Annotated in this window: 12 protein-coding genes; 6 read left to right on the top strand and 6 right to left on the bottom strand. The window is 48.9% G+C overall.

All coding sequences use genetic code 11. The features are described from left to right. Positions 1 to 27: 27 nt before the first annotated feature. Both QUE60_RS03605 and QUE60_RS03610 read right to left on the bottom strand, forming a co-directional pair. Positions 28 to 1,035: an MBL fold metallo-hydrolase gene (locus QUE60_RS03605; protein ID WP_286227311.1), complete on the bottom strand. Its 1,008-nt coding sequence runs from the start codon at positions 1,033 to 1,035 to the stop codon at positions 28 to 30. 93 nt (positions 1,036 to 1,128) lie between these two features. After that, positions 1,129 to 2,088, bottom strand: coding sequence for a sodium-dependent bicarbonate transport family permease (locus QUE60_RS03610; RefSeq protein WP_286227312.1), 960 nt, complete (start codon positions 2,086 to 2,088; stop codon positions 1,129 to 1,131). 279 nt (positions 2,089 to 2,367) lie between these two features. Here QUE60_RS03610 and QUE60_RS03615 point away from each other — a divergent pair, with 279 nt between their 5' ends. Genes QUE60_RS03615 through QUE60_RS03630 form a run of 4 tightly spaced genes read left to right on the top strand, consistent with a single transcriptional unit; the run spans position 2,368 to position 8,421 of the window. Next, positions 2,368 to 3,636 carry a TolC family protein gene (locus QUE60_RS03615; protein WP_286227313.1) on the top strand — a complete coding sequence of 423 codons (1,269 nt, stop codon included), beginning with the start codon at positions 2,368 to 2,370 and terminating at the stop codon, positions 3,634 to 3,636. After that, on the top strand, positions 3,636 to 4,982 hold the full coding sequence (locus tag QUE60_RS03620) for an efflux RND transporter periplasmic adaptor subunit (protein WP_286227314.1): 1,347 nt from the start codon (positions 3,636 to 3,638) through the stop codon (positions 4,980 to 4,982). The genes QUE60_RS03615 and QUE60_RS03620 overlap by 1 nt, the downstream gene beginning before the upstream one ends. Before the next feature lie 11 nt (positions 4,983 to 4,993). Next, positions 4,994 to 8,089: an efflux RND transporter permease subunit gene (locus tag QUE60_RS03625; RefSeq protein WP_286227315.1), complete on the top strand. Its 3,096-nt coding sequence runs from the start codon at positions 4,994 to 4,996 to the stop codon at positions 8,087 to 8,089. After that, entirely contained in the window at positions 8,086 to 8,421 is a 336-nt protein-coding gene (locus QUE60_RS03630; RefSeq protein WP_286227316.1) for a P-II family nitrogen regulator, read from the top strand. The genes QUE60_RS03625 and QUE60_RS03630 overlap by 4 nt, the downstream gene beginning before the upstream one ends. Here the strand turns inward: QUE60_RS03630 and QUE60_RS03635 are convergent. Genes QUE60_RS03635 through wrbA form a run of 4 tightly spaced genes read right to left on the bottom strand, consistent with a single transcriptional unit; the run spans position 8,414 to position 11,388 of the window. Beyond that, positions 8,414 to 8,968 (bottom strand): histidine phosphatase family protein, encoded by a 555-nt coding sequence (locus QUE60_RS03635; protein ID WP_286227317.1) that lies wholly within the window; start codon positions 8,966 to 8,968, stop codon positions 8,414 to 8,416. The genes QUE60_RS03630 and QUE60_RS03635 overlap by 8 nt on opposite strands. Next, a complete protein-coding gene (locus tag QUE60_RS03640) occupies positions 8,965 to 10,383 on the bottom strand; it encodes an FAD-binding oxidoreductase (protein WP_286227318.1) in 1,419 nt (472 codons plus the stop codon). The genes QUE60_RS03635 and QUE60_RS03640 overlap by 4 nt, the downstream gene beginning before the upstream one ends. A gap of 9 nt (positions 10,384 to 10,392) precedes the next feature. Then, complete coding sequence (locus tag QUE60_RS03645) at positions 10,393 to 10,779, bottom strand: DUF2069 domain-containing protein (RefSeq protein ID WP_286227319.1); 387 nt, start codon at positions 10,777 to 10,779, stop codon at positions 10,393 to 10,395. A gap of 3 nt (positions 10,780 to 10,782) precedes the next feature. Further along, a complete protein-coding gene (gene wrbA, locus QUE60_RS03650; RefSeq protein ID WP_286227320.1) occupies positions 10,783 to 11,388 on the bottom strand; it encodes an NAD(P)H:quinone oxidoreductase in 606 nt (201 codons plus the stop codon). A gap of 47 nt (positions 11,389 to 11,435) precedes the next feature. Here wrbA and QUE60_RS03655 point away from each other — a divergent pair, with 47 nt between their 5' ends. Together QUE60_RS03655 and aroC are read left to right on the top strand one after the other, a co-directional pair. Beyond that, on the top strand, positions 11,436 to 12,287 hold the full coding sequence (locus QUE60_RS03655) for a YihY family inner membrane protein (RefSeq protein ID WP_286227321.1): 852 nt from the start codon (positions 11,436 to 11,438) through the stop codon (positions 12,285 to 12,287). Between the two features lie 15 nt (positions 12,288 to 12,302). Further along, positions 12,303 to 13,406 (top strand): chorismate synthase, encoded by a 1,104-nt coding sequence (gene aroC, locus QUE60_RS03660; protein ID WP_286227322.1) that lies wholly within the window; start codon positions 12,303 to 12,305, stop codon positions 13,404 to 13,406. Positions 13,407 to 13,410: the final 4 nt, after the last annotated feature.

Below are 13,410 nucleotides of genomic sequence, written 5' to 3' on the forward strand. Positions count from 1 at the left end.
GGCTATTAGCTATAAAGCTAATATTAATTAGAACGCCTCTTTCTCAGCTTCTAAATAGGCAAGACTAGTGTACTTACCAATATTTCCATCAAATCCTTGCATCGTTTTGGCTCGCTTACTAACGCGTGGATCTTTCAAAACCAACGACTTGGCCACACTTAAGTCCTGACCGTCTTTGACGGCTTTGACGCAGGTGTCGTAAATTCCGGCTAAGAATTCACCGTATTCGTTGAGGAGCTGTTTGCTAGGCTCGCCGTGCCCTGGTACCCAGAGCTGATCACCCTCGGTTGCTTGTAAATTCTTATAGGTCTTAAATGTGCCGACATACGAGCCGTCATCAATATTGGCAATGCGATTACCCATCGCGATATCGCCCACGTAGGTCACCTTATCCTCAATCACCTGCATGCATATATCACCAGGGGTGTGTGCAGTGCCATGGTGATGCACCTTGATGCGCACATCGCCAAAGTTAAAAATATCGCCTTGATTGGCGTCGTGAGTCGGTGGAATCACTTTAGTTCCCGCGGTCGCTTGATTGGTCCAGCGTTCCATTAAATTACGCCAGGCATTGCCTTCGATACCTTTGATCTGTTTAGTGGAGTAGGGATGCGCATAAATCGGCATATCCTTACTGTAGGTTTCCACAAAGGCTTGATTACCTAAAAAATGATCGCCATGGTAATGCGAATTAAAAATTGCAATCACCGGTTTATCCGTCACTTTCTTAATCATCCGGATTGCCATCTCACCAATTTGCAAGGAGGCTCCGGAATCCAATATGACTACCCCTTTGCTGGTAACCACGAAGGTCACGTTGGCCATCATGCCGCGGTTCTCGGGTGTTGGGAAACCGTCCGGCGAGTAGATTAACCAAACATGCTTACTAATTTGCTTGGCAGGAATATCTTTAACTGGCGGTCCCTTGAAAAAATCCTCCGCCGCACTGGCAAATTGCATCGCTTGCGGGGCAAACATGATTCCTCCAGCTCCCGCGATCCATTTGAGTGCTTGACGGCGTTTATCAGCAACCATTGAATACTCCTATTGATATATTCAGTTTAGCGAATATTTGCCCAGCCAATCAATTTCAATGATTACTTGAGTAATTTATTTATTAATTGGGAGCTAACCCACGACTAATTTGGCAATCTGGGTATAGAGGGGGATGCCAAGTATCAAATTGAGCGGGAATGTGATACCCAACGACATGCCCATGTACAAAGCAGGGCTCACCTCCGGTAAGGCGTGTCGCAATACCGCCGGCACGGCAATGTAAGATGCGCTAGCAGCCAGCACCATTAATAGAATCGTATTACCTAATTCCACCTTAAAGATGTAGCAGAGTAAAAGCGCAAAGAGGGAGTGGCAAAGAGGTGCCACAAAGGCATACACAATTAAACGTCGGGGCTTGCCTTTGAGATCAACAAAACTCTTAGCGCTCATTAAGCCCATATCTAATAAGAAAAACGCCAACATCCCTTTAAATAAATCGACGGAGAATGGCGCCATCACCTTTTGCCCATCGGGTCCCGAGATAATGCCAATTAACATCGCACCAAGCAGCAATAGTTGCGCCCCGTCCGTAAATGACTCATGCAGTAGTTTGCCAACCTTCATCGGTTGTTTAGTTTGCGATACGGAGGATTTCGCACGATTGGCGAGGAAGATCGCCAAAATAATTGCCGGGGATTCCATCAGCGCCATTGCAGCGGCCATGTGACCACCATATTCAATCTGAACATGGTTTAGGTATTGAGTAGCAGTGATGAAGGTCACTGCGCTCACCGACCCATACGTCGCTGCTATCGCTGCAGAATCAAGAGCATTGAGTTTGGTCTTCAGAAAGTAATAACTAACCAGCGGAATAATGCAGGCAAGGGTAATTGCAATCCCCAAACTGGTGGTAATTGCAAAGGTAAGTCCAGATTGGTGTAAAGCGAACCCACCCTTGAGGCCCAAAGCCATTAAAAGGTAAAGAGATAGAAACCGGGTGATGGGTTGCGGGATCTCGAGGTTGGAGCGAACCAATCCCGCAAACACGCCAAAGATAAAAAACAGGATGGCGGGATCAATAATGGTGCTCATGAGTTCCTATTTTCTCATTTTTATAAAACACCCAGCAAAAAGGCTACTAAACCCTCAAAAAGTGCTTCAGTAGAATAGACCCATATTTATTAGGGAAATCACTAATTCTGGATCTATGGTCAAATTCATTTATCGATTTTGGGGAGTAGCCTGCCTAGCAATGGGTCTTGCGCATCGACATTCCGGAAAGCCATTAAGAGCCAACCCGGTGCGTGAGGGGAATAAGTCCTTGGCCAGACCAGTTTTAAGTATTGGAAAACTGTGGACCCCTATTTAAGCGTGATTCGCCGAGTAGTTCATGTTGCCCTAATTTGGGTATGTCTTTGCACATCTACATGGGCGCAAACGCAACCTACCAAAACGGTTTTTACCCTTGATCAGCTCATTCAGCTCGCCTTAGAAAGTAATCCACAGGTGATGGCTGCTCGTGATCAGACCCGGGCGGTTAGTGGTCAATTGCGAAGCGCGAGAGCGATTCCAAACCCGGAGTTTGAGGTCAATACCGGTCAGCAACGTGGTACCTCGGGCGGATTAAACACTGGCAACCTCTCGCAATGGGTTGTGACCCAGCCTCTCGACATGCCTTATACCCGTTTCCCAAGGGTGAATGCTGCTGAGGCCAGTTTGCGAGCAGCTGAAGCAAATCGGGTTGCATTTGAGGTTGAGACCATTGCACGTGTGCGCCAAAGTTTTTATGAGCTCGTACGTCGCGAAGCCGAATCACGCGCTGCGGATGAGGACTTGGATCTCACCAAACAAATCCGCGATCGCATGCAATTGCGCTACGACGTTGGTGAGACCGCTCGCTTTGAGTTGATTCGGGCGCAAACCGAGTTTCTAAACGCGGAGATCGTATCTCAAGGAAGTAAGTTACGGATTGAGCAAGCCCGTAGTCAATTGCGCAAGGTCGTGGGCTTTAATCTTCCTGCAAACTTTGAGATTGCGGCCAAAGTAGAGTCCATCTCCAAATTACCTGATCTCAAAGTCTTATTGGATAACCTACGCAATCAGAGCCCTGAGCTAAAGCGCGCCAAGGCCGAGGTTGAAGCCAGCGAGTCACGCCTAAGTTTTGAACAGAACTCGCGCTTACCCCAGCTCGCCATTAAGGCGCAGCAGTACAACGACCCAAACTTCACCGATCGTCTTTACGGTTTAGTGGTGAGTATCCCGATTTGGGATTTCCGCCAAGGCCAAATTACAGAAGCCGAGGCCAATGCCTCGAGAGCCCGTAATCAATTGAATGCCCAGATGCAAAGCCTTGAGACCCAGTTGGAGTCTGCCTACAAGCTCTATGAAATTACGAGCTTTCAGGTCAAAACATTGGATGAGCGGGTCGTACAACTTGCTGCCAGTGCTCGTAAGATCGCCGAGACCTCCTATCGCTTTGGTGAGCGTGGCATGTTGGAGTTCTTAGATGCGCAACGTACGTTTCGGGCTGCTCGTAATGATTTAATTCGAGCCCGCTTTGAGTTGGCATCGATTGTGAATGAGATTGAACGTTTGAGTGCCTCGCCGGAATGGGTGGCCATGATTGAAGGTAAAAAATAATGAGTGCCGAACAAAAACTCAGTAAAAAAATAGCTGATCAAATTCAGAAGGGGCGCGCCCTAATTCTGGAGCAAATCACCGCCGCAATTCATGCAATACGGGATTGGCAAAAGCAAGGCTACGGCCAAATTCGCGAGTTTGCAAATCAAAAAGCTCCAGCAGTTTTGCAAAAGTATGACGCCAGCCCAGATTGGGTCAAGTCGGGATTCTTTGTTTTGCCTTGGGTAGTCGTTATTTTATTAACTCTTTATTACTTTGATGTATTTGATTCCAAACCGACCCCTCGCTTAGTTCAAGACCCAAGCATTGTGTATGTCAATGATGATCTGAGCAAATTAATTAAGAATGGGCAGGTCAAATTAGCCCCGTTTGTCGAGGAGCTAAGAGTCTCTGGCCGAATTGATTTTAATGAGCGCTTCTTGGCACGGATTGGCGCCAATGTAACGGGGCGTGTCTCTGAAATCATAGGCGTACCTGGTCAAGAAGTTCAGCAGGGAGAAATCTTGGCGAAGATCACCTCGACCGAGCTCACTCAGTCGCAACTTGCCTACTTAAAAGCCCAAACCGCTAGCAAGTTGGCTGAGCAAGCTGCTAATCGCGCACGCATTCTCTACAAAGAAGATGTGATTGCTCTGGCTGAATTGCAGCGCCGTGAAGCCGAGGCAATGAGTGCAAAAGCTGAGTTGCGTGCCGCAAACGATCAATTGCGAGTCCAGGGTATGGATCAGAAGAGTATTGATCGACTTGCCAAATCGGGCGTCATTGAATCGATCAATAATGTAATTGCAACCATTCCAGGACAAATCGTTGAGCGCAAAATCAATCGTGGACAAGTGGTTCAGCCCGCCGAATCTCTATTTACCATTGCTGATTTGAGTACTCTGTGGGCCGTTGCCGAAGTACCCGAAGGCAACTCTTCATTGCTTCAAAAAGGTCAAAAGTCCTCGGTGATTATTCCCGCCTTACGTAATCGTGTCATCGAAGGCGTAATTTCGCATGTGGATGCAATTGTTAATCCTCAAACCCGTACGGTGGTAGTTCGGATGGATATCGCTAATTCAACGGGGCAAATTCGACCAGGGATGTTAGCTACGATGTTGATTGATAGTGAGCCGGTCGAGCGCTTAGTGGTTCCAAACTCTGCGGTGATTCGGGAAGATAACCAAGATTATGTGTTTATTCGAAGTGATGATGATCGCTACCGAATGGTTGCCGTCAAGGCGGGTCCGGAGGGTAAAGGCATGCGTGCGATCCTGTCTGGACTCAAAGAGGGCGAAGAGATTGCCATTGAGGGTGCATTTCATTTAAATGCTGAGCGCAAACGTCAGCTTAGTGGTGGCGGCTAAGACCATTTGACATGATTGAGCGCATTGTCCGTTTTGCTCTTCAACAACGCCTCTTGGTGTTGGTGATCTCTGTTTGCTTATTCTTCGTAGGCTTATTTGCTACGAAGCGCTTATCAGTTGATGCCTTCCCAGATGTCACGAATATCCAGGTGCAAATCGCGACTGAGGCCCCTGGTAAATCACCCGAAGAAGTCGAGCGTTTTGTCACGATCCCAATTGAGTTAGGCATGACCGGCTTGCCAGGCCTCGTAGAGATGCGCTCACTGAATCGAAATGGTATTTCGATTGTGACCTTGGTGTTTACAGATAAGACCAGTATCTACTTTGCGCGCCAGCTTGTTTTGGAGCGTTTGATTGAAGTTGCTTCTCGAATGCCCGATGGGGTGACTCCTGTCTTGGCGCCACCAACCACTGGACTAGGGGAGGTTTATCAATACACCCTCGAGCATCCGTCAGATCGAGATCGCCTCCTAACTGAGGATGAGCTTCAAGAGCGACGCACGATTCAGGATTGGGTGGTGCGCCCGATGTTACGCTCGATTCCAGGTGTGGCCGAGATCAACACCATGGGTGGTTTCGCCAAAGAATATCAAGTGCTGGTCAATCCTGAGCGCTTGCGACACTACGGGATTACCTTACAAGACGTGTATGTGGCACTTGCTCGAAACAACGCCAACTCTGGAGGCGGCCAATTACCGACCTATGCAGAGCGGTATTTGATTCGTGGGGTTGGTCTCGTGGCTAAGCCGGAGGACATTGGCAAGATTATTCTCAAAGAGGTAAAGGGAACCCCAGTTTATGTGCGCAATGTGGCTGAGGTCATGATTGGTAATGAGATTCGGCAGGGCGCCATTATTAAAAATGGTGTCACCGAGGGCGTGGCCGGCATTATTCAGATGAACCGCGGCGCGAATGCTCGGGAGGTAGTCAATCGCATCAAAGACAAAGTCGCCGATATCAACGAGCGTAAGTTATTGCCTGAAGGTTTGCAGATTGTTCCGTTCTATGATCGAACCGATCTGGTTAATGCAGCGATGTTCAACGTTGCCAAGGTTTTGGTTGAAGGCATCATCTTGGTGATCGTGTTGCTCTTCTTATTTTTAGGTGATGTTCGGTCATCGATCATTGTGGTGGCTACCCTAATCTTGACCCCGCTACTCACATTTTTTGTCATGAACCGCTATGGCATCTCAGCGAACTTGATGTCATTGGGTGGTCTCGCAATCGCAATCGGCATCATGGTTGATGGTTCGGTGGTGGTAGTTGAAAATACTTTCGCTAAATTAGGCGCTCGCCTAAAAATGGGTGAGTCCCGCAACCGAATTATCTTAGAAGCAGCCACCGAAGTTGGTAAACCCGTGCTTTTTGGTGTGGGCATCATCATCTTGGTATTTATGCCCTTACTTGCTCTCGAGGGGATGGAGGGTAAGATGTTTGCTCCGATGGCGATCACGATTGCGATTGCGCTCACTATCTCACTGATCCTATCGTTTGTTCTATCTCCCGTCCTATGCTCTTACATCTTAAAAGGTGGCAGTGAGGACGATACGAAGATTGTGGCAAAGCTGCGTAAACCCTATAACTTCATGCTCGATTGGAGTTTGAAGAATCCGCGTTTAGTCGTAAAACGCGCTCTGATTGCGCTGGGTGCCAGCGTTGTTCTATTCATCTTCTTGGGTAAATCATTTATCCCGGTGATGCAAGAGGGTTCAATCACTCCCGTGATTGTGCGTTCGGCCAATATTGCGCTCGATGAGTCGATTAAGTTGGAGTTTGAAGCTCTCAAACGAATCATGACCATCCCTGGTGTGGAAATGGCGGTATCCCGTTTAGGACGCGGTGAGTCCCCAGCCGACCCTGGTCAACCATTCGAGTCCGATCCGATTGTGACCTTGAAACCCTTGGGTGATCGTGACTTGAGTCAAGAGGAGATTGCCAATCAAATCCGTGAGAAATTGAAGACCTTGCCCGGTGTGGAGTTGGTGATTTCTCAACCGATTGCCGCACGGGTTGATGAAATGGTTTCAGGTGTACGTTCACAAGTCGCGATCAAGATCTTCGGTGATGATATTCAAACCTTAATTAAATTAGGTACGCAGATCAGTCAGATTCTGTCACGTATGAAAGGCAGTACCGATCTACGAATTGAGCAAGCCTCAGGGCAAAATTACCTCAATATCAAGATTGACCGTGATGCGATTGCACGCTACGGTATCAATGTGGCCGATGTCAACGACGTAATCGAAACCGCAATCGGAGGTAAGCAGGCCTCGACGGTCTATGAGGGTGAGCGCCGTTTCCCCATGGTTTTGCGCTACCCAGCTCCTTATCGTGACAAGATCGATGCCATCGAGAACATCATCTTACTATCGCCTAACGGCGCCCAAGTATTGATGAAAGATTTGGCGAAGATCGAGTTACTCGATGGACCACCGCAAATCTCACGCGAGTCGGGTAAGCGTCGCCTAGTGATTGGTGTCAACGTGCAGGGACGTGATTTGGGCGGGTTTGTGGATGAAGCCCAAAAGAAAATTGCGCAGGATGTGAAATTACCCGAGGGCTACACCTTGGTGTGGGGTGGTCAGTTTGAGAACATGGAGCGTGCTATGGCGCGCCTCATGATCATTATTCCGCTCACCATTGCCGCGATTTTCTTCTTACTCTTTATGCTATTCCAATCGATTCGTTTGGCTGGGTTGATTATTTTGGTCCTACCGTTTGCATCGATTGGAGGTATTTTTGGTCTATTTATCACGGGCGAGTATTTATCGGTACCCGCCGCAGTCGGATTCATTAATCTTTGGGGTATTGCGGTACTAAACGGCGTGGTATTGATCTCATTTATCAAGCAATTGCGGGATGATGGCATGCCTTTGCATGAGGCTCTAATTGATGGATGTGCACATCGCTTTAGACCTGTGATGATGACCGCCTCCGTCGCGATGTTGGCTTTAATTCCGATGCTGTTTTCGGGCGGCCCGGGATCGGAGGTCACAAGACCTCTTGCTATTGTGGTTATTTCAGGTTTAATAACCTCAACAGGCTTAACATTATTGGTATTGCCGGTCTTATACGGTTGGTTTGAAGAAAAAAAGGTTGAAGCGTGATTGAAATTAAGGCAGTGATTCGTCCGAATAAGTTACCCATGGTGCGGGCCGCGCTGATGGATACCCCTGGTTTTCCTGGAATGACAGTAACAAAAGTCGAAGGTTGCAGCGCACCGAACCGAGTCGAAAAAACCACTATCAAGGATGAGCTCACCGATTACTCGGCAAAAGTTCGGATTGAGATTGTTTGCAACGATGAAGTGGCTGATACGATCATGGATCGCTTAGTCCAAGCATGCCAGACCGGACAAGTGGGGGATGGCATTGTCTGGAAGGTGAATGTCGACCGTGCCTTCTTTATTGCGAAGAATTATCCAAGCCCAATTAGTTAAGTGCGCGGCTACTGATGGCCTTGCCTTGGGCATTCACTTTCACAAGCAACATTTGGCCTACGCCAACCGACATGCCAGTATAGGCATACGTATTGACCTGATGGGTCACCAAAATCAGCGGTAACTTATTCGATTTAGATAATTGCTGCCGCACAAATGCTTCTAACTCTCTGGTCTGTTTACCGCTCTCGCTCATTTCATTAAAGAATGAACCGAGCGAACGCTCCGTGGTAACTGGACCTTTATTAAGCAAAACAGCCGTATCGAGGCAGCGGCACCAGGGGCTACTGAATACACGCGCCTCACTAATACCGTGCTTACTTAACCAGGTACCTATGTCTTTGGCTTGCTGGCGGCCATACTCACCCAGATTGCGTTGGGTTGAGCAATCACCAATCCGATAGCCTGGAGGATCTCCAATCCCTGGGGCATCCGCATGACGCATGATGATAAGACTCGAGCCTGATTGAAGCTCAGAAAGCAAGTTGGCATTTGCCAATGGTGCGAACACCAGCCACGCCCAGAGCGCGACAAGAATGCGGATCAAGGTAATACCTTACCTGGGTTCATGATGTTCTTCGGGTCTAGTGCGGTTTTAATGGAGCGCATCAGCTGGTGGGCTACCGATCCGCGATGCGCCTGCAAATCAGGGAGTTTGAGTTGCCCAATACCATGTTCAGCAGAGATAGAGCCATGGTGTTTCTCGACCTGAGAATAGACCACATCATGAATGGTCGCTTCATGAGCACGATTGAACTCGCTAGGATTTATCCCAAGTGGTGGCGCAATGTTGTAATGCAAATTACCGTCACCCAAATGCCCAAAATTGATAATACGCACCCCAGTAAATTGATCCCGAATCAATCGATCGGTCTCGGTAATAAAAGCATCAAGCTCTGAGATTGGTAGCGAGATATCATGTTTTAGATTGGCACCTTCTTGCGCTTGTGCCATGGTGATGTGCTCACGCATGGTCCAAAACGATTGGGCTTGCGAGAGATTGCTCGCAATCACCGCATCACTTGCAATACCTGCTTCAAACGCAGATTCGAGCACCTGTTCCATTAGATTGCGAGCATGCTCCTCGCCCTCGTGATCTGATAGCTCGACTAAGACCGTATAAAGAGGGTCATTGGCCAAGGGGTTTTTCATGTGGGGAAATTGCTTGGCGGTGAGGTCTAGGGAGTCCTTTGACATCATCTCAAAGCCGGTGAGTAGGGCGGCAGTGCGTTTCTGAAAAAGACTCAGTAGCTCAATCGTTGCCGGGATATTTGGGACGGCCACTAAGGCAGTCCATTGGGTCACCGGTAAGGGATATAACTTCATCACCGCGGCGGTAATGATGCCAAGACATCCCTCAGAACCAATATACAAATCACGCAGATCAAACCCGGTGTTGTCCTTGCGTAAGCTCCGCAGCCCATGCAGGATCTCGCCTTGAGCAGTGACCACTTCGAGGCCCAAACACAGTTCGCGGGCATTACCATAGCGCAGCACATTGGTACCGCCCGCATTGGTAGCTAGATTGCCACCAATCTGACAACTTCCCTGAGCGCCAAGACTGAGCGGAAATAAGAACCCCTGTGCTTTAGCAGCCTCTTGTAGGGTTTGCAAAATACAACCTGACTCGACCACCATGGTTTGGTTACTCGGATTAATTTCGCGGATCGCATTCATCCGCTTGAGATTCAAAACAATTTGCCGGCCCGAGTCATTGGGGGTTGCCGCTCCGCACATACTGGTATTACCGCCTTGCGGAACAATGGAAATCGATGCTTGATCACATGCTTTGACAATCTTGGCAACCTCTTCGGTCGTTTTGGGAAGTAAAACGGCGAGCGCCTTGCCGTGATAGCGATTGCGCCAGTCGCTCAGGTATGGCGCTTGATCATTGGGGTCCACCAATGCATAAGTATTTCCAACGATCGTCTGACAGTGTGAAATAAATTCAGAGTGATTCATGGGGTGATTCTAGTGCTTTGATTCGTCCGCCGCTTTTGCCTTAGCCGCCGCCTTAATGGGTTTGAGATGCATCAGTAAAGCAACAAAAACAGTTACTGATAGGATGAGTTCCAGTATGGCCATCCACATATTCCAACCAGGTTCGGTAATGCGAGTTAAGGCTTCGGTGGTGTAAATCAGGATCGCCATGCTGCTCCATTGCATGGTGTACACGTTCGCGCGCCACACCCCTGGCAACATGATGATCAAAGGTACCGCCTTTAACACCAACCATGAGCCCCCGGGACGCAGCGGAGAAATGACCCATTCCCAGGCTACACACAACACAATTAAATCAACGATTGCAGCACTCGCAATCAGCACATACTTATCTTTTTTTAGTAATCCGCTCAGCATGGCTTATTTAGAACCGTAAAGACGTAAAGCGACTTCAGCCAAACGCTTACCTTGGGCAATGGCTAAGCGAGATTCTTCTGAACTAATTGGGGCACTGCCATCGGCGTGCGCAAGGTGCGAAACACCATATGGTGTTCCACCACTCGAGGTGCTCATGAGTTCGGGATTGCTATAGGGCAGACCAAGCAACACCATGCCATGATGAAAAAGAGGGATCATCATGGAAAGGAGGGTGGTCTCCTGACCGCCATGCAAACTACCAGTGCTGGTAAATACACAGGCGGGCTTGCCTTGCAGCGCACCGCTTAGCCAATGTGAGGTACTGCCGTCCAAAAAATACTTGAGCGGTGCAGCCATATTGCCAAAGCGGGTCGGTGAACCCAGTGCTAGACCAATGCATTCTTCCAAATCCGAGTACTCGACATACGGAGGCCCATCCTTAGGTACGGGCGGCTCACTGGCCTCACAAACGGTTGATACCGCGGGTACCGTTCGTAGGCGCATGCTAACTCCGGGCACACTCTCAATTCCTTGGCCAATCAGTCGAGCAAGCTTCTCGGTCGCGCCATAGCGGGAGTAGTACAACACTAGGATCTCGGATGAACGCATAACGGCACTTTCTTTGGAATTTCAGACAGATCCCCTATGATACGGTCATGCCATTATCTTTTCCGATCGAGCGTTGGTTGCCCCTAGGCAAGGAGCTCTGGGATCGTAATCAACATTTACGCCTAAGCCAGGTATCGGCCAGTTTGTCATTCACCACCATTTTGTCTTTGGTGCCAATGCTCACCATTGGGTCGATCTTGCTAAGTCAATTCCCAGCAGTGATTAATCTACGCAATGCCTTTCAGACCTGGCTATTAAAGAACTATTTCCCCGGCGGAATTAGTCAACAGGTATTTGGTTACCTCAATCAGTTCTCTGCCAAAGCCAAGGGGTTAACCATCGTGGGCTCGCTTGGGCTGGTCATTACAACGATTTTGACCATGGTGGTAATTGAGCGCGCTTTTAATGAGATCTGGAAGGTCAAAGAGCGTCGACCCTTTCTAAAAAAGCTCATCATCTATTTAGCGGCAACCGTGATCGGCCCCATCCTCTTAGGTCTGGGGATTTACCTCAGCGGCATATTGTTGGGTTCTGCTAGCGGTTGGTTCCCGGCCTTATCAGCTGGATTTAAATTCATCAGCACGATTATTCCCAGCGTATTGGCACTCATCGTTTTTGCTCTGGCCTACCGAATTCTGCCCTATGCCCCAGTGACTTGGCGTGATGCATTTGTGGGGGCTGCTTTTGTGGCGGTCGCTTACGAGATCACCAAGTTTGGATTTGCCTATTTCATGACCCAGGCGGCCTTTTATAAAACCGTTTATGGTACCTTTGCGATCGTGCCCCTGATGTTGATTTGGATCTATATCACCTGGTGGCTCACCCTTGCCGGTGCGGTGATTGTGGCAAACTTGCCAGCGATTCGGCAAAACCGCCTACGGGAGCGGTCCTCTGCCTAGTGCCATAATGTTGGTATGTCTGGAAATACTTTAGGTCTTCTATTTGCTGTGACCACCTTTGGTGAGTCGCATGGTCCTGCGATAGGTGCGGTGGTGGATGGTTGTCCACCAGGAATGGAACTATCGGTCGATGATATTCAGGTTGATCTAGATCGTCGCAAACCCGGAACATCGCGCCATGTGACCCAACGCAAAGAAGAGGACAAGGTTGAGATTTTGTCTGGCGTGTTTGAGGGCAAAACCACGGGCACCCCCATTTGTTTATTGATTCGTAATACCGATCAACGCAGCCAAGATTACAGCGAGATCTTGCAGACCTTTCGTCCAGGTCACGCTGATTACACCTATCACCATAAATATGGCTTTCGAGATCCACGCGGCGGCGGGCGCTCCTCGGCGCGTTTAACTGCCCCCGTAGTTGCTGCCGCAGCAATCGCTAAAAAATGGTTGCGGGAACACTACGGTACCCAAATCGTGGCACATATGAGCCAACTGGGTGAGATTGCCATTCCATTTGAAGATGCAAAAGAAATTGCTCGCAATCCATTCTTTGCCGCGAATGCCAGCATCATTCCGAAGCTCGAAGAGTACATGGATCGGCTCCGTAAAGCCGGCGATTCGTGTGGAGCCAAAATTGAGGTTGTGGCTCACCATGTACCCATTGGTTTGGGCGAGCCTCTCTTTGATAAGTTAGACGCCGATATTGCCCATGTGATGATGGGTATTAATGCCGTTAAGGGCGTTGAGATTGGCGAAGGATTTGGGGTGGTTACCCAAAAGGGAAGTGCGCACGGTGATGAGATGCATCCAGATGGCTTTGCAAGTAACAATGCCGGCGGTGTTCTAGGCGGTATTAGCACTGGGCAAGATATTCGTGTATCGATTGCGATCAAGCCAACTTCAAGCATCATGAGCCCCAAAGAGACCATTGACTTGCAGGGTAAGTCTGCAACGATTCAGACCAAAGGGCGTCATGATCCCTGCGTCGGAATTCGTGCTGCGCCAATTGCTGAAGCGATGTTGGCATTGGTGCTAATGGATCATGCTTTGCGTCATCGTGCTCAATGCGGCGATGTCGCGGTGAGCCCTCCCGCAATTGCTGCCTCTCGTAGCACCTAAGAAT

The sequence above is a fragment of the Polynucleobacter sp. HIN11 genome, from assembly GCF_030297675.1.
In the GTDB taxonomy this organism is placed as follows: Bacteria; Pseudomonadota; Gammaproteobacteria; order Burkholderiales; family Burkholderiaceae; genus Polynucleobacter.